This is a genomic window from Flavobacterium taihuense, from assembly GCF_019351435.1.
Taxonomy (GTDB): domain Bacteria; phylum Bacteroidota; class Bacteroidia; order Flavobacteriales; family Flavobacteriaceae; genus Flavobacterium; species Flavobacterium taihuense.
The window spans coordinates 16,920-35,117 of sequence record NZ_JAHWYN010000026.1; the positions used below are offsets into that span (position 1 = coordinate 16,920).

At 34.0% G+C, this 18,198-nt stretch carries 15 protein-coding genes; 10 read left to right on the forward strand and 5 right to left on the reverse strand.

The window, feature by feature from the left end; translation table 11 throughout:
• Positions 1–92 precede the first annotated feature (92 nt).
• The 6 genes from KZH69_RS18795 to KZH69_RS18820 all read left to right on the forward strand — a co-directional run bounded on the left by KZH69_RS18795 (position 93) and on the right by KZH69_RS18820 (position 6,979).
• Positions 93–1,427 carry a TolC family protein gene (locus KZH69_RS18795; RefSeq protein WP_219319017.1) on the forward strand — a complete coding sequence of 445 codons (1,335 nt, stop codon included), beginning with the start codon at positions 93–95 and terminating at the stop codon, positions 1,425–1,427.
• A 9-nt stretch (positions 1,428–1,436) separates the two neighbouring features.
• A complete protein-coding gene (locus KZH69_RS18800; protein WP_219319018.1) occupies positions 1,437–2,501 on the forward strand; it encodes an HlyD family secretion protein in 1,065 nt (354 codons plus the stop codon).
• A gap of 4 nt (positions 2,502–2,505) precedes the next feature.
• Positions 2,506–4,074: an MFS transporter gene (locus tag KZH69_RS18805; RefSeq protein ID WP_219319019.1), complete on the forward strand. Its 1,569-nt coding sequence runs from the start codon at positions 2,506–2,508 to the stop codon at positions 4,072–4,074.
• Positions 4,075–4,125: 51 nt separating this feature from the next.
• Positions 4,126–4,836, forward strand: coding sequence for a potassium channel family protein (locus tag KZH69_RS18810; protein ID WP_219319020.1), 711 nt, complete (start codon positions 4,126–4,128; stop codon positions 4,834–4,836).
• Between the two features lie 42 nt (positions 4,837–4,878).
• Positions 4,879–5,952 carry an AI-2E family transporter gene (locus KZH69_RS18815; protein ID WP_219319021.1) on the forward strand — a complete coding sequence of 358 codons (1,074 nt, stop codon included), beginning with the start codon at positions 4,879–4,881 and terminating at the stop codon, positions 5,950–5,952.
• A gap of 397 nt (positions 5,953–6,349) precedes the next feature.
• Entirely contained in the window at positions 6,350–6,979 is a 630-nt protein-coding gene (locus tag KZH69_RS18820; protein WP_219319022.1) for a CatB-related O-acetyltransferase, read from the forward strand.
• A 115-nt stretch (positions 6,980–7,094) separates the two neighbouring features.
• Here KZH69_RS18820 and KZH69_RS18825 read toward each other — a convergent pair whose 3' ends face one another.
• The 5 genes from KZH69_RS18825 to KZH69_RS18845 all read right to left on the reverse strand — a co-directional run bounded on the left by KZH69_RS18825 (position 7,095) and on the right by KZH69_RS18845 (position 13,591).
• Positions 7,095–8,885 carry an acyl-CoA dehydrogenase FadE gene (locus tag KZH69_RS18825; protein ID WP_219319023.1) on the reverse strand — a complete coding sequence of 597 codons (1,791 nt, stop codon included), beginning with the start codon at positions 8,883–8,885 and terminating at the stop codon, positions 7,095–7,097.
• Between the two features lie 34 nt (positions 8,886–8,919).
• Positions 8,920–9,285 (reverse strand): four helix bundle protein, encoded by a 366-nt coding sequence (locus tag KZH69_RS18830; RefSeq protein ID WP_219319024.1) that lies wholly within the window; start codon positions 9,283–9,285, stop codon positions 8,920–8,922.
• Positions 9,286–9,385: 100 nt separating this feature from the next.
• The gene (locus tag KZH69_RS18835; protein ID WP_219319025.1) at positions 9,386–10,567 is read right to left on the reverse strand and encodes an acetyl-CoA C-acyltransferase; all 1,182 of its coding nucleotides are present in this window, start codon (positions 10,565–10,567) and stop codon (positions 9,386–9,388) included.
• 96 nt (positions 10,568–10,663) lie between these two features.
• Complete coding sequence (locus KZH69_RS18840) at positions 10,664–13,054, reverse strand: 3-hydroxyacyl-CoA dehydrogenase/enoyl-CoA hydratase family protein (protein WP_219319026.1); 2,391 nt, start codon at positions 13,052–13,054, stop codon at positions 10,664–10,666.
• A 57-nt stretch (positions 13,055–13,111) separates the two neighbouring features.
• Positions 13,112–13,591: a MarR family winged helix-turn-helix transcriptional regulator gene (locus KZH69_RS18845; RefSeq protein ID WP_219319027.1), complete on the reverse strand. Its 480-nt coding sequence runs from the start codon at positions 13,589–13,591 to the stop codon at positions 13,112–13,114.
• A gap of 486 nt (positions 13,592–14,077) precedes the next feature.
• Here KZH69_RS18845 and KZH69_RS18850 point away from each other — a divergent pair, with 486 nt between their 5' ends.
• The 4 genes from KZH69_RS18850 to KZH69_RS18865 are packed head-to-tail and all read left to right on the forward strand — an operon-like array spanning position 14,078 to position 18,068.
• The gene (locus KZH69_RS18850) at positions 14,078–15,859 is read left to right on the forward strand and encodes an ATP-dependent nuclease (protein ID WP_219319028.1); all 1,782 of its coding nucleotides are present in this window, start codon (positions 14,078–14,080) and stop codon (positions 15,857–15,859) included.
• The gene (locus tag KZH69_RS18855) at positions 15,849–16,130 is read left to right on the forward strand and encodes a UvrD-helicase domain-containing protein (protein ID WP_219319029.1); all 282 of its coding nucleotides are present in this window, start codon (positions 15,849–15,851) and stop codon (positions 16,128–16,130) included. The genes KZH69_RS18850 and KZH69_RS18855 overlap by 11 nt, the downstream gene beginning before the upstream one ends.
• Entirely contained in the window at positions 16,084–17,904 is a 1,821-nt protein-coding gene (locus tag KZH69_RS18860) for a UvrD-helicase domain-containing protein (protein WP_219319030.1), read from the forward strand. The genes KZH69_RS18855 and KZH69_RS18860 overlap by 47 nt, the downstream gene beginning before the upstream one ends.
• A 14-nt stretch (positions 17,905–17,918) precedes the next feature.
• Entirely contained in the window at positions 17,919–18,068 is a 150-nt protein-coding gene (locus KZH69_RS18865; RefSeq protein WP_219319031.1) for a hypothetical protein, read from the forward strand.
• Positions 18,069–18,198: the final 130 nt, after the last annotated feature.

Genomic DNA, 18,198 nt, shown 5'->3' on the forward strand with positions numbered 1-18,198 from the left:
TGCTTAAATGATTTTTATGTTGGAATAGCAGAGGGTTTTTTGTTAGGTGAATTCTAATTTCGGCATATAATTATTTAAACTAAATAGAATTAATGGATTTTCGTATTTTAAAAAGCATTAAAATTAAATTGGTTAATCTAATAGTGGTTTGTTTTTTTTGTGGAGTTGGATATTCCCAAAATGATTTGGTTTCCAGAAATCTAAAATTGGATGAAGCTATACAGCTTGGCATTCAGAATAACAATCAACTTAAAATTGCCAATTCAGATGTACATATAGCCAATGAAAATTTAAGCCAGACTAAAATTGCCAAAGTACCCGTGGTAGGTTTGAATATGGGATATAATTACATAGGAAATCCTAAAATCTATGATGGTTTTTATGGAAAGAATATTACCGTTGATTATTTTGATCATCAGGCTTCGGCCAATGTTTTTGCTTCGATGCCTTTGTATTATGGAGGTGTAATAAATAATCAAATCGATAAACAACAATTGATTGTCAACATGCAGGAATCAGTTGTAAAAATGACTGAGTCAGAGATTAAACAGGCTATTACCACTCAATTTTTTACGCTCGAAAAGTTATACAAACAAATTGAAGTTACCAAGCAAAACATCATAAACACTGAGTTGCGAATTAAGCAACTGAAATCTAGGGTAGCAAATGGTCAAAATCTTAAAAGTGATTTGCTTAGAACCGAATTACAGCAATCCAATTTTGAAGTAGCCGTTTTTCGCAGTTCTAATTCGATCGAATTAATTAGTAATTATTTGGATATATTGACAGGACTTCCTACCAATACCAAATTAAAGCCAATTTTGGAAGGAATTTTAGTTCCTAAAATGGATTTGAGTCTGAATGAAAGTTTGAAGGAAGCTTATCAAAACAGAAATGAAATCAAGCGTTCGGAAATCAATGTAAAAATTGCCGAGTCTTCAATGGATATTACCAAAAGTGGTTTTAAACCCAACATCAATGCTAATTTGTTCTTGAATACCCAATACCCTGCACAATGGCCTGATTATCCAAATCTTCTTAATTACTGGGCTGCAGGAGTTTCACTCAATTGGGATATTTCAAGCTTTTATAATCTAAAACATCGTATTAACGGTGATCAGTTGCAAATAGATAAAAGCAATATTGCCTTGGAAGCTACAAAAGATGTAATCAATCAAGATGTAAAAGCTGCTTTTGTACGATTTACGGAAAGTGTAAGAAACATTGCAACATTTAACAAAGATGTCGATTTGGCGCTGAGCAATTATAAAATTGTAAAAAGCCGTTACGACAATGATTTTGCTCTGATCAGTGATATTGTGGACGCAGAGTTACAGTTGAACGAAGCCAAAATATCACTAAATAATGCCAATATCGATTCAATTATACAATATTATTCGTTGCAATATGCAATGGGTAAACTTTAAAACTTTTTTATGAGCGAAGAAACCGCAATCAACGAAACCGCTTTGAAAAGCGAAAAAAAGAGAAATACTATATTGACAGTTCTATCTTTTGTTTTTATTCTAGCTGGAGGAATTTGGATATTGAGTTTGTTTTTTGATTTCCATCGGTATGAAACCACCAATAATGCCCAAGTGGAATCCTATATTAACAGCATTACTGCAAGAGCAACTGGGTATATTGCTGCAATTCATTTTGAAGCCAATCAGTTGGTGCATAAAGGAGATACTCTTGTGATTCTGGATGATAAAGAATACAAAATTAAAGTACAACAAGCCGAAGCCGATTTGGCTGTTGCCGAAGGAAATCTTCACTCTCTGGAGCAATCGATAGTTACGGCGACAGCTAATCAAGCCGCATCCAAAGAAAATCTGGAAGGGGATATGGCCAGTCTTGAAAAAGCCGAAAAGGATTATCAGCGTTTTAAAAATATGATTGCCGATTCCGCTGTTACCATAAATCAATACGATCAAGTAGTTGCAAAACTGCAATCAACCAAAGCGTATCTCAATGCTGGTAAAAAACAATTATTAGCAAGCAGTTCCACAACCAAACAAAGCTACACCAATCTCGAAGCAGCCAGAGCTACTGTAGCCCGCAAAAAAGCCGATTTGGATAATGCATTACTGCAATTGTCGTACACGCGTATCATTGCTTTGGCAGATGGTTATGTGGGAGAAAGAACCATTTCAGTAGGTGAACTTATTAATGCCAATCAAGTGGTGGCTACATTAGTTTCAAACCAAAAAGTTTGGGTTACGGCCAATTTCAAAGAAACACAAATCGAAAAAATCAAGCAGGGACAAGAAGTGACTATCACTATTGATGCATTGGATGACAAAGAATTCAAAGGTAAAGTAGTGGGTTTTTCACCGGCAACCGGAGCCAAATTCTCGATGGTTGAACCGGATAATTCTACAGGAAATTTTGTGAAAATCACCCAACGTATCCCCGTGAAAATTGATTTTGAAACTTCTGCAGAAGAACTGTCAGAGGTTAAACCCGGAATGAATGTAACTGTAGAAATAAAAAAATAGAAAGATGATTTCAGTCAAAAAAGGAAGTGTATTTACCCTTGTAGGACTTTATCTCCTTACGATTCCTTTTTTTAATGCCTTAAATGTTACCTCTTACGATAACTCACAAATATTGGGGCATTTTGGAGCTTCTACCACAATTTTTACCTATTCGACCTATATTCCTTTTTTTGCAATGCTCGGTTTTTTGCCTTTAGGATTGAAAATTGGAAAACAAATTAAGGTTCGAACGTTGATTTTATCCGTGAGTTTTTTGTCCATTATCTCTAATACCGCTTCGTTGTATGCAACCACAATTCAATGGTTTACGGTTTGGCGTTCACTTCTGGCAATTTTATCTATAATTGGGATTTTTGCTTCAATGATTCCTATTATTTTAAAATACAATCCAGTTTTTAATATGCCGATTTTGTACGGAATCATTCAATTTATTATGCAGGGAAGTAAGCAGTTGTACCAATATTTTGGAACGGAGATGACCAGTATTCACAACTGGACTTTTGGCGTTTATTTTCTGAATATCAATTTTTTGTTGGCAATCGTTTTGGCTTGGATTTTTTATAAGAAAGACGTGGCACCCATGAAATCGCCATTTCAATTCGACTGGAGAGGCTGGCTCATTATGCTCTTGTTTTTTGTAGTTATTCTTTTTCTTTGTGCCGAAGGACAAACCCGTAATTGGTTTAGCGATCCTAAAGTGACTATGGAATTTGCTTTTTTGCTGATTATTTTGGGAATTTATTTAATTCACGTTCGTTTAACCAAAGTGCCTATAATCAATCCTGATATTTACAAGTACAAAAACGTTGTCTTGGGTTCTATTCTCTTTTTTTATACCGGAATGATGAATAGTACAGGAAGTATTGTCACGGGTTTCATGACCAATATTCTGGGTTTTGACAGTATTTATGTGGCGAGAACACATTTGGCAATTCTGATTGGTCTTTTCATTGCGATTCCATTATCAACTTATCTTTTGTATAAACGAATCTATTTGGCTACGATTTGGGTTACGGGTTTTGCTTGTTATGGAATGTATCATGGCATTCTCTATTTTAGATTTTACCCCGGAATTGAATCGACTGATTTTTTTGGTCCTTTTATTTTTAAAGGATTGGCCATAGGATTTTTGTATCCCGCAGCTTCGCTTTATATATCCGAAAACGTACCCAAACATTTGGGCGATTCCCGAATGATGAGTGGTGTAATTGCGCGAGCCATTTTTGCATCATTATTGGGTGGCGCAATTTTGGGAACTTATATTTCAAATTTAAACGTTCAACATAAAACAGGCTTAAGTCAGCAATTATCGTCTTTGAATACTGTGGCTCAAGCGCAGTTAAACAAGAATAAAAATTACTATTTGCATCAGGGATTATCAGCTTGGGAAGCCGAAAAAAAAGCCGAAAAAAGTTTATCCAATCAAACATCACAGTCGGCATTAATATTGGCTTACAAAGATATTTATTTGGTAATGACGGCACTTTGCTTCTTTCCAATTTTGGTGCTTTTGTTGTTTAGAATTGCACGAAGACCGATAGGAAGTGTCGCAGTGGAACCCATTCCATTTTAAATTAATTGTCAATATCATTTTAGTGTCATTAATAATTAAAAAATAAGTATCATGATGAAACACAAACAATATCGTTTTTTGAACCATTTGTGGGATAAGGAAAGTGGCCTTAGTGGGATGTTTATTTTGCTTTTTATAATGCATTTTGTTTTAATTCCATTGTTTAGTAGTTATTCATCCTTTATGGTAGTCCTTAATATATTTTGGATGTTAGTTCTGGTGGCTGGTATTATTTCGTTGGCCAAATCTAGGAAACAAGCCTTTTTGTATTCAATTGTTCCTTTCTTGTTTGTCCTTTTTGGTTGGATTACCGTTTTTGAGCATACTCCATTTGTTTTGTTTGCCGATATATTTTTTACTATTGCGACTTTCTTGTTACTGATTGTTTTAGTGTTGATAAAAGTTTTTGAACCGGGTCCCATTACGGAGTACAGAGTGATTGGTTCTATAGTGGTATATCTTATTTTGGCTAATTTATGGGGAGTGATCTATTTATACATTTATGAACATATTCCAGGTTCATTCTCCCTCACATTACCCCCTTTTGAATCGAATAGTATCCAGGCCAATTTTTTGTATTTTAGTTATATAACAATCACGACAACTGGTTTTGGCGAAATAGTTCCTTTACACCCTTTTGCACGGGCAATGGTTCAAGTAGAGGCATTGATTGGGGTGTTGTATCCTGTAATTCTAATTGGTCGCCTCGTTTCGGATGCCAATGAAAATAAAGCCAAATCAAAATCAAAACCAAACCAATAATCATATTCAAAATAATTATTCTAATCTTTAATATCAATTTGTATGGAAAATTCAAGCCAAAACAAAAGCAAACAGCTTTTTGAAACGATTCTGCAATTAGGACTTGTTTTCCTGATTTTAGGGTTTTGTTTTACTCTTTTAATGCCATTTATGATGCCTATTCTTTGGGCGATTATATTAGCTATTGTATTGTATCCTGGGTTTAATTTTTTGCAAAAGAAATTAAAAGGTCGCAAAAGTCTTGCTTCATTCATTATCACCGCTGGATTATTGGCAATCATTATTTTGCCTACAGTTTTATTAGTTAATTCGGTAACATCAACCGTTATGGAATTAAAGGCAGGAGTAGAGGATGGATCACTCAAAGTGGCAACACCGGGACAAAATATCAAAGATTGGCCAATTATAGGGGAGAAAGCATACGATTTTCTATATGCATTATCAACAGATTTAAAAGCAGGACTACTTCAATATAAAGAGCAAATCGTGGAGGTATCCAAGAAGCTAATCGGAACTGTTCTTAGTTCGTCCATTGCATTGTTACAAGTAATCCTTTCGGTTATCATAGCGGGAATACTGATGGTTTCTACAAGTGCTCAAACTTTGGCGACTAATTTCATTAAGAGAATTGCAGGCGATTCCGGTGAAGAATTTTTAAATATATCTGTTTCTACAGTGTATCAGGTCGTTAAAGGAATATTAGGTGTGGCGATAATTCAAACACTAATTCAAGCCGTTGGACTCTTTGGCGCCGGAATCCCTTTTGCGGGAGTGTTAACAGTCGTTTGTTTGATGCTTTCGATCATTCAAGTTGGACCTATTATCGTCAATCTTGGGGTAATTGCCTACCTATTTTCATTGGATAATACCACCGCAGCGGCATTATGGTCAGTGTTTTTTGTTTTAAGCGGATTATCAGACAATGTCCTAAAACCGTTGCTATTAGGAAAAGGAGCTTTAGTGCCTATGCTTGTTATTTTTCTTGGTGTAATTGGCGGTTTCATGATGTCAGGATTCATCGGTCTGTTTGTAGGACCAATCGTGTTCTCCATCGGCTATAAATTATTCGTCGCTTGGATGGATGACAAACCCGAAAGCACTACAGCTCAAATCTAAATAAGAAGATTGATAGTGACGTGCCCCCGTTGAGAAAAAGGGCCAACTTATCGTAACGGTAAGTCGGCCCTTTTTCTCAACGGGGTCGGGCTGTTGCTGCTACTTCGGTAGCTTAGCCCATCCCTCACGCAATACTAACAAATTCAAGGAAAAAGATATATTTTGTTTTTTATAAAGAACATTTTGGTTAATGATTTTTCAAGGGCTAGTAGGAATTATTTAATATATTTGAATTTAATTAAAGAATTGTATTTCTAAACGAAAGTTCGATAATTCAATTTTTGCTAATCATTTGATATCCTGCCGTTTTTTTAACCTTTTAAGTATACATACTGATAGCACAAACACTTACGAGGTTCCGAAAAAATCTTTGTAGAAACATTAAACAACATAACAAATGACTGGCCCAGATAAAAACACACAATTTCCACTTCAAAATTATGACCGACTTTGTTTTCTAAAAAACATTATCAAAAACCCCAATATCATTGTTGGTGATTATACCTATTATGACGATTTTGAAAACGTAGAGAACTTTGAGAAAAATGTAAAATATCATTTTGACTTTGTTGGAGACAAATTGGTAATTGGTAAATTTTGCATGATAGCCTCCGATGTAAAATTTATTATGAATGGCGCCAATCATCTCACAAACGCTCTAACTACCTATCCGTTTGCTATTTTTGGAAATGGTTGGGAAAACGCTATGGAAGGTAAACAATATCCTCAAAAAGGAGATATCCATATTGGCAACGATGTTTGGATAGGCTACAATGCCACTATTATGGCAGGTGTTACCATTGGAGACGGCGCCATTATTGCCACAAATGCAACCGTAATCAAAGACGTAGCACCGTATTCAATAGTTGGAGGAAATCCCGCTGCCGAAATCAAAAAAAGATTCTCCGATAATGTCATAGAAAAACTTTTAAAATTAAAATGGTGGGATTGGGAAATAGATAAAATCACAAGAAATGTTCAAAACCTGACCGATGTAGATATTGATAAATTAGAAAGTGAGGAGTAATAATTTCAGTTGAAATTATTCTATAAACTAAATCATTATTCCATAAAAAAGCCGCTTTGTCATTCAGGGACAATAGCGGCTTTTTAAACAAATAAAAACTAAAAAAGATTGTGTATTAGAAACAGTATGCGTTTTCTGCAACTAATTTTGTAGTGATGGTTTCTCTTAAACCAACAACATTTGGCATGTTGGTGTATTTAGTGAAACGACGCAATCCCATTAACATCATACGTTGTTCGTCACCTTCAGCAAAAGAGATAATGCTTTCTTTTCCTTTTTGAGTGATGATGTCAACTGCTTGGTACAAGTATAATTTTGCCATTGCAATTTGTTCTTTGACTTTGTCTTCACCCGTTGCTTTAGCTAATTTTTCGGTTCTTAAGATGGTACTTTCAGCCATATAGATTTCGATTAAAATATCGGAGGCAGCCATCAATAATTGTTGGTGTGCATCTAAGTCTGGACCGTATTTTTGAACGGCACCACCAGCAACCATAAGGAATGCTTTTTTCAATTTGGTAATCATTTCTTTTTCTTCAGCAAACAATTCAGAATAATCAGGAGTTTCAAAAGATGGAATTCCCATTAATTCTTCTTGTACTTTAGAAGCGGGTCCAAGCAAATCAACGTGACCTTTCATGGCTTTTTTGATCAACATTCCAACTGAAAGCATTCTGTTGATTTCGTTTGTACCTTCATAGATACGAGCAATACGAGCGTCTCTCCATGCACTTTCCATAGGTGTGTCTTCTGAGAATCCCATTCCTCCAAAGATTTGAATTCCTTCATCAGCACAGTTTTGAACGTCTTCAGAAACGGCTACTTTCAAGATAGAACACTCGATAGCATATTCTTCAACCCCTTTCAATTCTGATTCTTGGTGCGAAACACCTTCTGCTTCACGAGCAGTAATTCTATCTTCAATGTCTTTAGCAGCACGGTATGTAGCACTTTCTCCTGCGTAGCAAGAAGTTGCCATTTCGGCTAATTTTGAACGAATAGCTCCAAATTGAGAAATCGCAGTATTAAACTGAATTCTTTCATTAGAATAGTTCACCGCTCCAGAAATTACTCTACGTTGTGCATCCAAACAAGCTGCTGCCAATTTGATACGACCTACGTTCAAGGCATTCATAGCGATTTTGAATCCATTTCCTCTCTCAGACAACATGTTTTCAACAGGGACTTTAGTGTCATTAAAAAACACTTGACGAGTTGAAGAAGCACGAATACCTAATTTATGTTCTTCTTCATTCATAGAAATTCCATTGTCTGGAGTGTTTTCTACAATAAAACCTGTAATGTTTTTGTCGTCACCAATTCTGGCAAATACGATGAATACCGAGCAGAAACCTGCATTCGAAATCCACATTTTTTGTCCAGTGATCGAATATGTTTTTCCGTCTTCAGATAAAACAGCTTTGGTTTTTCCGGAATTGGCATCAGAACCAGCACCTGGCTCAGTCAGGCAATACGCTCCAAACCATTCTCCAGAAGCTAATTTAGGTACGTATTTCTGTTTTTGTTCTTCAGTTCCATATAATGTAATTGGCATAGTTCCAATTCCGGTGTGCGCTCCAAAAGCAGTAGAGAATGAACCCGTTGCTCCAGAAATATAGTCACATACCAAAACAGTATTTACAAATCCCATTCCCATTCCGCCATAAGCTTCTGGTACAGCTACGCTCAAGAAACCAAGATCTCCCGCTTTTTTCATACACTCTTGTGTATAAGCATAGTCTTTTTTCTCAAAACGATCTTTGTGTGCCCACAATTCTTTATCTACGAACTCTCTCACAGAATCACGCATCATTAATTGCTCTTCATTGAAATCTTCTGGTGTGAAGATATCTTCACATTTTGTTTCTTTTACGATGAATTGACCACCTCTTGTTTTGTCGCTCATTTCTTTGTTATTTTTTAGATTAAAGATGAAAGAATCAAGAAGAAAGATTGTTGTCTAACTTACTTATGAAACCTGTTGTCATCTTTTGAAATTCAATTAATTTATTTTCTATTTCTTCTGTTTTTTCTTTTGATAAATAGTCATTTTGACAAGCTATCAGTAATTGTGTCTGTAATTCAAATGAAGAACCTAAACTAATATTCAAATAATGTTGAAAATGTTTATTTCCTCTATTTGAACCTTCTGCGATATTTGAAGGCATTGAGACGGAGCATCGATTCATTTGACTAGATAAACTATAAGTTTCTAATTTTGGAAAAGTAAAAGTCAGCTTGTAAATATCATTTGTAATTTCCATAGCTAAAATCCAAATTTTCAAATTCTTAAAATTATGTCTCATGTTTTTTTGAGCCAAGATAAGAAACTATGAATTTAAAAAGTAGGTTTTTTATTGCTTTTTAAAAATCTACTCTCTTGCCTCTTTGTTCTTTCTTCTCTTTTTAAAGAACCTCGTATATCCCCGCACTTCCCTGTCCAGTTCCCACACACATAGAAACAATTCCGTATTTGCTTCCTCTGCGTTTCATCTCGTCAAACAATTGAACAGATAATTTGGCTCCAGTACAACCCAGTGGGTGACCCAAGGCAATAGCTCCACCATTCACATTGATGATGTCAGGATTCAAGTTCAGTTCGCGAGTAACTGCCAATGCTTGTGAAGCAAAAGCTTCGTTCAATTCAATTAGATCGATATCATTCAGAGTTAATCCTGCTTGTTTCAATGCTTTTGGAATTGCTTTTACGGGACCAATACCCATTATTCTTGGTTCAACACCTGCAGAAGCGAAGTTTACCAATCGAGCGATAGGTTCAAGGTTTAATTCTTTTACCATTTCTTCGCTCATAACTAGTACGAAAGCAGCACCATCACTCATTTGTGAAGAGTTACCAGCAGTTACGCTTCCGTCGGCAGCAAAAACAGCTCTAAGGCCTGCCAATGCTTCCAAAGAAGTACCAGCTCTTGGTCCTTCGTCTTTGTTTACAACGTATGATTTGGTTTCTTTTTTACCATTCTCATTGATAAAAGTTTGCTCTACTGTAATAGGCACAATTTGTTTGTCAAATTTACCTTCAGCTTGAGCTTTCAATGCTTTATTATGCGATTGAAAAGCAAATTCATCTTGGTCTGCACGAGAGATGTTGAATTGTTTTGCTACCGCTTCCGATGTCAATCCCATTCCCCAGTAGTAATCCTCGTGTCCCGCTTTTGCAACAGCATAATCCGGAGTAGGTTTGTAACCTCCCATTGGAATAAAACTCATGCTTTCGGCTCCACCGGCAATGATACAATGTGCCATTCCAGATTGAATTTTGGCAGTTGCCATTCCGATTGTTTCCAATCCTGAAGCGCAATATCTGTTTACGGTAACACCTGGAACATCGTCTACTTTTAATCCCATCAAAGAGATTAAACGGCCTACGTTCAAACCTTGTTCTGCTTCCGGCATGGCGTTTCCTACCATAACGTCGTCAATACGTGTTTTGTCAAAATCAGGCAACTCATTCATCATGTATTGAATGGTTTCTGCAGCCAACTCATCAGGTCTTTTAAATCTAAAAACTCCTTTTGGGGCTTTACCTACCGCAGTACGGTAAGCTTTAACTATATATGCTGTTTTCATTGTTTTTCTTTTTTTAAGATTTATTAGAAGAAAGAAGAAAGAGGCAAGAGACAAGATATTTCTAAAGTCTTGCTTCTTGTTTCTTGCATCTATTCTCTAATTACGAAGCGGTTTCCCTTTGGTTAACATAAACTGAATTCTCTCCAATGTTTTTCTTTCGGTACAAAGAGACAAGAAAGCTTCTCTTTCAATGTCTAATAAATACTGTTCAGACACCAATGTAGCTTCAGATAAATCACCACCAGCCATAACATAAGCCAGTTTGTTTGCAATTTTAAGATCGTGTTCCGAGATGTATTTACCGGCAACCATTTGGTTAGTTCCTACCAAGAACATTCCCAGTGCTTGTTTACCTAAAACCTTAACATCTGTTCTGCGAATCGGTTGAGTATAACCCGCTTCTGCCATTAATAAAGCATGTTTCTTAGCTTCAGCAATTTGACGGTCTTTGTTTACAACGATAATATCTTTACCGTGTTGTAAAAGTCCAGTATCAAATGCTTCGTAACCTGAAGTCGATACTTTTGCCATAGCGATGGTCATAAAATATTCTTGCAGCACATTCAATTCCACATCATTTTTACGAAATAAATCAGAGGCACGCAAGGCCAATTCTTTCGAACCACCACCGCCAGGAATTACCCCAACACCAAATTCAACCAGCCCCATATAGGTTTCTGCAGCAGCAACCACTTTATCAGCATGTAAGCTCATTTCGCAACCACCACCAAAAGTCATTCCGTGAGGAGCAACTACAACCGGGATTCCGGAATAACGAACACGCATCATCGTGTCCTGGAACATTTTGATGGCCATATTCAATTCATCGTATTCTTGCTCCACTGCCATCATGAAAATCATTCCGATATTGGCACCAACTGAGAAATTCGCTGCTTGGTTTCCAATAACCAAACCTTGGTATTCTTTTTCGGATAAATCTATCGCTTTATTGATCGCAGCTAAAACATCACCTCCAATAGTATTCATTTTGGATTGGAATTCTAAATTCAAAATTCCGTCTCCCAAATCTTGGATGATCGCACCACTATTACTCCAAACTTTTTTGCTTTCGCGAATGTTGTTCAGGATGATAAAAGCATCTTGACCAGGAACTTTAGTCTGCGATTTGGTTGGAATATTGTAGAAATAAGTCGCTCCTTCTTTAATACTGTAAAAACTTGTACTTCCAGAAGCTAACATTTCGGTAACCCAAGGGGCTGGCTCAAGACCTTCGGCTTTCATGATTTCGATTCCATTTTGAACACCAATGGCATCCCAAATTTCGAATGGACCATTTTCCCATCCAAAACCAGCTTTCATGGCATCGTCTATTTTGTATAACTCATCAGAGATTTCAGGAATACGGTTGGAAACGTAAGCAAACATTCCAGCAAAACTTTTGCGGTAGAATTCACCTGCTTTGTCCTTTCCTTTAACCAAAACCTTAAATCTGTTGATAGGTTTGTCGATTGTTTTTGTTAATTCCAAAGTAGCAAAAGAAGCTCTTTTGGCAGGACGGTATTCAAGAGTATCCAAGTCCAAAGAAAGAATATCTTTGTCTACTTTTTTGTAAAAACCTTGGCCAGTTTTGCTTCCCAACCATTTGTTTTCCATCATTTTGTTAACAAATTCCGGAAGTTTGAACAATTCGTGTTGTTCGTCTGTTGGGCAGTTTTCGTAGATTCCGTTGGCCACATGTACCAAAGTATCCAATCCAACAACATCTACAGTTCTGAAAGTAGCCGATTTTGGGCGACCAATAACCGGTCCTGTCAATTTATCTACTTCTTCAATAGTCAATCCCAATTCTTTTACCAAGTGGAACAAACTTTGGATTCCGTAAATACCAATACGGTTTCCAATAAATGCTGGAGTATCTTTGGCAACAACCGAAGTTTTTCCCAAGAATTTCTCTCCGTATATGGTTAAGAAATCCAATACTTCTGTTGAAGTTTGTGGACCAGGAATAATTTCGAATAATTTTAAGTAACGAGCAGGGTTAAAAAAGTGAGTACCGCAGAAATGTTTTTGGAAATCTTCGCTACGTCCTTCGCTCATAAAGTGAATCGGAATACCAGAAGTGTTTGATGTTACCAAAGTTCCTGGTTTTCTGAATTTTTCAATTTGCTCAAAAACCATTTTTTTGATGTCCAAACGCTCCACAACCACCTCGATAATCCAATCTACATTGGCAATCTTGGCCATATCGTCCGTAGTATTTCCAGTGGTGATTCGGCTGGCGAATTTTTGACTGTAAATAGGAGAGGGCTTTGATTTTAAGGAGTTGGCCAAATGTTCGTTTACCACACGGTTGCGAACAATTTTACTCTCAAGCGTTAGCCCTTTTTTGGCTTCTGCATCGGTCAATTCTCTTGGTACAATGTCCAAAAGCAAGACTTCTACACCAATGTTGGCAAAATGACAAGCAATTCCTGAACCCATAATTCCGGATCCAATTACTGCAACTTTTTTAATGGTTCGTTTCATACGTAGCTAATATTTGTTTTTTTAATTGAATATGCTATTGCCATTTTTCATTATTTTTTAATGATTTTGAATCTTGGCAATGTCATTAGTACTGTTTTCTTGTTGATTAAATATGTTTTTATTCTGAATTAGTTCGTTTATTATTTCTGCCACTTCTATGAAAGTGTTTATCTTTTCTTCCGAAATGTGTTTTCTTACGGATTCATTAAAATTCAAAACGGTATTCTTCGAAAGCTCTCTTTTTTCTTTCCCGAAATCGGTCAGGTAAATCAAAACGCCTCTGCCGTCTTCCGGATTTTTCTTGCGGGTGATTAGCCCTTTTTCTTCCATCGATTTCAACGTTCTGGTCAAACTTGTAGCTTCCATTCCCATTCTGGGTCCCAAGGCAGTTGACGGTGTTCCTTCTTCTCTGTCAATACTTAATAATGCAAATCCAGTGGCCATTGTAGCGTCATATTTATGAGCTTCTTCGTTGTACATTCTGGATACGGCTTGCCAAGTTGCTCTTAGGATATAATCTATTGTTTTGTTTTTCATATTCTACTATATCGATTTCAAAAGTAATAAAAAAAATACTATGCACGCATAATAAATTTCGTTTTTTTTTAATATTTTATAAATATAGATAAAAAACTCCTTTGAAATAAGGACTTTAGAAAATATTATGCATGCGCTGTATATTCTTATTTTAACAAAAAGGATACTTTTTTGAGTTTTGAAAAAATAGAGTGGAAATTATGATTTGAGTAATCAAAATCGGATTATTCCAAGCCCTTTTGGATTTGACTGACAACCGATAAACTGATTTATTCACTTTTTACGGATTGCCGCAATTTTAAGAAATTTATTATAATTATATTTGAAGGAAACAAATTGACTCTGTTAATAAATTTAGGTGCAGAATGGAGGTATAGGATTTGATTTTGAAAACTGTATAATTTTATCAGGATGATACTAGTGGATTTGGTAATGATAAAATGATGAATTGGTAGTTGGCTAAAAAAAATTAATAAAATAAAGAACATGTATTTGTCAGAATTAAGGCTTTGGAATTTTAGAAAATATGGTTTAGAAAAGCCATTAGATTTGAGTTCACCAAATCTAGTTGTTCCTTTTAATAAAGGATTAAACGTTTTAATTGGAGAAAATGATTCTGGTAAAACTGCAATTATAGATGCAATTAAATTAGTTTTGAAAACTCACGCTTATGAATGGATTAAAGTAGAAAATGAAGATTTTTATCACAATAATAATCGCCTAAGAATTGAAATTGAATTTAAAGGATTGAAAGATAACGAAGCCAAAAATTTTATTGAATGGCTTGGTTGGACTAAAGAAAAAGAGAATGATATTCCAGTTTTACGTTTAATCTATGACGTAAGTAAGGATAAGGATGGTAGAATTTTACCTACTGATATTAAAGCAGGAATGGACGATATTGGCTATCCACTTAATGCAGAAGCAAGAGATTATTTAAAATGTACTTATCTTAAAGCCTTGAGAGATGCAAACGCTGACTTAACTTCCAAAAAGAATTCTCGTTTATCTCAAATTCTGCAAGAACATAAATTGTTCAAAAAAGGTAAGAATAATGAAGAGCATATTTTTGTAGAAAAATTTAAAAAAATTAATGAAGAAATTGAAAATTGGTTTAAAGACGAAAATAAAATAGATGATTTATCAAAAAGTAATAAAGAAGAGATAAAAGACAAAATAGATGAATTCTTGAAGAAATTTATCGATAACAAATACGAATCTATTTTTTCTCTTGGAAAAGCAGAAATAAAAAACATCCTTGAAAAAATATCTTTAGGAATTGAAAATGAGAAAAATTTAGGATTAGGAACAATGAATCGACTTTATATGTCGGCTGAGTTGCTTCATTTGAAAAAGGAAAATTGGGATGGTTTAAGATTGTGTATGATAGAAGAATTAGAAGCGCATCTTCATCCTCAAGCTCAAATGAAAATTATTAACGCATTGAAAGAAAAAGAAGGAGAAGAAACTATTCAATATATTTTGACAACACATAGTCCTAATATTGCTTCAAAAGTTCCTTTAAAATCTTTATTAATTTGCAAACACAATCAAGTTTTTCCAATGGGTGAAGGAAAAACTAAATTAGATTCAAAAGATTATATTTATTTAGAACGCTTTTTAGATGTTACAAAATCAAATTTATTTTTTGCTAAAGGCGTAATAATTGTTGAAGGTTGGTCAGAAGAAATATTAATTCCGGCTTTAGCAAAAAAAATGGGTTATGATTTAACTGCAAAAGAAGTTTCTATTATAAATGTAGCTTCAACCGCTTATCTACATTTTGCAAAAATATTTTTAAGACAAAATGAAGAAGAGAAGATGAAAATTCCGGTGAGTATTGTTACAGATTTAGACAATAGACCCGAAGAAGATGGGGATTTCGTAGCTCTTGATAAGTTAGAAGGAAAGGCAAAAACTAAATATGAAAACCTAGAAAAATTAAGAAAAGAGCTTGACAAAACCAAAATAGAATTAGAATTAGCTGAACAATGGACTTTGGAGTGGTGTTTATATTGTTCTGCTAATTTATCAGAACTCTTTAAAAAGTCATTAAAGAATGTTCACCCAACCATATTTAAAAGTTCTTTTGATGAATTTATTCCAATGTTAAAGAAGAAAAGTTCTTCAAAATTAGATAAAGTTAAAATCGCAACTGATTTTGCAAAAAAAATAGAAGAAGATAAAAATTTGGTAATTGATGAAGAAGACAAACACATAAAATATTTAGTTGATGCTATAAAACACGCTTGCAGTTATGAAAATTAATCCTTTACATATAGAAGAAGCTGCAAAACTGTTAATTGGTGGAAATGTTTTTGATCCGGAGAGAATTGAATTTATAACTAACCTTGACACTTGTGATTTATTAGCAGTTCCGGGAAGTGGAAAAACTACGGCGTTAATGGCAAAATTATATTGTTTATCTAAACAAATGCCTTTTAATGATGGTTCAGGTATTTTAGTTTTGGCTCATACTAATAATGCTGTAGATGAAATTGAAAAAAAAACTCAAGAAACATTGCCCGCATCTTTTTGAATATCCCAATTTTGTTGGGACTATTCAAAGTTTTGTAAATAAGTATTTAGCGATTCCTTATTACATATCAACTAATCAAGAAAAAATCTATAAAATTGATATAGACAAATATTATAATGAAGTCGATTATAAATTACGTTTTAAAAAAGATGAAATAGGATATTTAGTTAATAAAAACAAATCCATTTTTTTTAAATCAAGATTTAGATTAGATGAAAATGGAGTTCATTATGTTTCAAACGAAATGAATAATGAAAAACTAAATATTAAAGCGCCTGAAAAATGGATTAAAGAGAGAACTGCTGATAACAAAATTAATAATATCTTATCTTTTATAAATGATTATAAAATTGAAATTTTAAAAAAAGGGATATTACACTTTGATGACTGCTATTTTTTAGCAGAAAATTATTCCTATAAATATCCTAAAATCAAATCCATACTTCAAAGTCGATTCAAATTTGTATTTGTCGACGAAATGCAGGATTTAGAAAAATTTCAAATTGACATTATTGAAAATATTTTTGCTGAGAAAAATTCTAAAACAGTCATTCAAAGAATTGGCGACCCTAATCAAGCAATATACAATTCTTCAAAAAAAGTTAAAATTGAATGTGATTGGAAAGAAAGAAAACCTCTTTTCCTTAAAGGTTCAAATCGCTTAACAAAATTGAATTCAAATTTAGTTAATAGGTTTATTCTAGACTCAAAAAAAGATAAAGAAGGAATACCAAAATTTATTGTTGAAAGTAAAGGGGAAAAAGGAATTAAACCACATTTAATAGTTTTTAGCCACGAAACAAAACATCTATTGAAAGGTAAATTTAAAGACTTAATAATTGAACATAATTTGCATAATTGTAATAAAAATAAAGAAGACGGTTTCAAAATAATTGGTTGGTCTGCAGTTTGGGACGAGATTAAAGAAGATAACAAGAATATTCGTTTGCAAGATATTTTTCCTGAATATTCCAAAGAATCAAAAGCGAAAAAAGAGGATTTTTCTACTTTGAGTAAACACATACAATTATTTGATGAAAATAAAACAACACTTGAAGCAGTTAGAAAATCCATTCTTAATGCTTTGATTTATATTTTATTACTAGAAAATGAAAAGTATAAGACAATTGTCAGAGGTAAAGAAGTTGAAAGAAGATATTCTAAAAGTGAAATGATAAAACATATTCAAAGTTTACAATTGGAAGAAAAACACCCTTTGTCTTATGAGGTATTTAAAGAAAAATTATTTAAATGGTGTTTTGATCTAGTTACAAAGAAAAACTATGAAGCTGTTTTTAATTCAATAAAACAATTTATTAACACTGAATTCAGAGAATGGTTTGGATTAAATGACAGTTTACAACCAGCGACTAAATTATTTATTTTAAATTTTGAAAAGGAAGTAAAACTAGTAAAAGAAATAATTAAAGAAGAAGATATTAGTATAGATATAGCAACTATTCATTCTGTAAAAGGACAAACACATTGTGCCACAATGTACATTGAAACTTTTAAAAATAAATATGAGTCCCAAAAGGCTCAAATAATAAATGTTTTAACAAATAAGGAGCATAATTTTATTGTTGGCGAAAAAAATAAAGGAAAAAATGCTGGTGAAAAAGATGCGTTTGGAAAAGAAGCATTGAAAATGATGTATGTTGGTTTTTCTCGTCCAACACATTTGTTGTGCTTTGCTGTTTTAGCGGAAAATGTAAAAGATGATTTAGAAAAATATAAAAGTGCTGATTGGGTTATTAATGATGATTTAACATGAAAATTTCATGAAACATGAACTACAAAATATCATTTCATGAAAGAGCCAAGTTGAGTATGGAGCAAATATCCAAGCAACCACCAGTTACTTTAGAAGAAGCAAGAGCTCAAGCAGAATGGCTTAAAAATATTAGTATTTCTTCAGATAAAAAAAAGAGAATTTAAAGTTGACACTGTCCCATAAAGTGTGTAAGTTGAAAAGTCAAGGCTTCGGTTTTATAATCGGAGCCTTTTATCAAATATAAGGGTAAATTGGTTTAAAACAATTCCCCAATTTTGAATAGGCATCGTCCAT

What these genes read in the sequence shown, in the direction of transcription:
- KZH69_RS18795 (WP_219319017.1), top strand. Translation starts at nt 93, where the DNA reads ATGGATTTTCGTATTTTAAAAAGCATTAAAATTAAATTGGTTAATCTA.
- KZH69_RS18800 (WP_219319018.1), top strand. Translation starts at nt 1,437, where the DNA reads ATGAGCGAAGAAACCGCAATCAACGAAACCGCTTTGAAAAGCGAAAAA.
- KZH69_RS18805 (WP_219319019.1), top strand. Translation starts at nt 2,506, where the DNA reads ATGATTTCAGTCAAAAAAGGAAGTGTATTTACCCTTGTAGGACTTTAT.
- KZH69_RS18810 (WP_219319020.1), top strand. Translation starts at nt 4,126, where the DNA reads ATGATGAAACACAAACAATATCGTTTTTTGAACCATTTGTGGGATAAG.
- KZH69_RS18815 (WP_219319021.1), top strand. Translation starts at nt 4,879, where the DNA reads ATGGAAAATTCAAGCCAAAACAAAAGCAAACAGCTTTTTGAAACGATT.
- KZH69_RS18820 (WP_219319022.1), top strand. Translation starts at nt 6,350, where the DNA reads ATGACTGGCCCAGATAAAAACACACAATTTCCACTTCAAAATTATGAC.
- KZH69_RS18825 (WP_219319023.1), bottom strand. Translation starts at nt 8,885, where the DNA reads ATGAGCGACAAAACAAGAGGTGGTCAATTCATCGTAAAAGAAACAAAA.
- KZH69_RS18830 (WP_219319024.1), bottom strand. Translation starts at nt 9,285, where the DNA reads ATGAGACATAATTTTAAGAATTTGAAAATTTGGATTTTAGCTATGGAA.
- KZH69_RS18835 (WP_219319025.1), bottom strand. Translation starts at nt 10,567, where the DNA reads ATGAAAACAGCATATATAGTTAAAGCTTACCGTACTGCGGTAGGTAAA.
- KZH69_RS18840 (WP_219319026.1), bottom strand. Translation starts at nt 13,054, where the DNA reads ATGAAACGAACCATTAAAAAAGTTGCAGTAATTGGATCCGGAATTATG.
- KZH69_RS18845 (WP_219319027.1), bottom strand. Translation starts at nt 13,591, where the DNA reads ATGAAAAACAAAACAATAGATTATATCCTAAGAGCAACTTGGCAAGCC.
- KZH69_RS18850 (WP_219319028.1), top strand. Translation starts at nt 14,078, where the DNA reads ATGTATTTGTCAGAATTAAGGCTTTGGAATTTTAGAAAATATGGTTTA.
- KZH69_RS18855 (WP_219319029.1), top strand. Translation starts at nt 15,849, where the DNA reads ATGAAAATTAATCCTTTACATATAGAAGAAGCTGCAAAACTGTTAATT.
- KZH69_RS18860 (WP_219319030.1), top strand. Translation starts at nt 16,084, where the DNA reads ATGAAATTGAAAAAAAAACTCAAGAAACATTGCCCGCATCTTTTTGAA.
- KZH69_RS18865 (WP_219319031.1), top strand. Translation starts at nt 17,919, where the DNA reads ATGAACTACAAAATATCATTTCATGAAAGAGCCAAGTTGAGTATGGAG.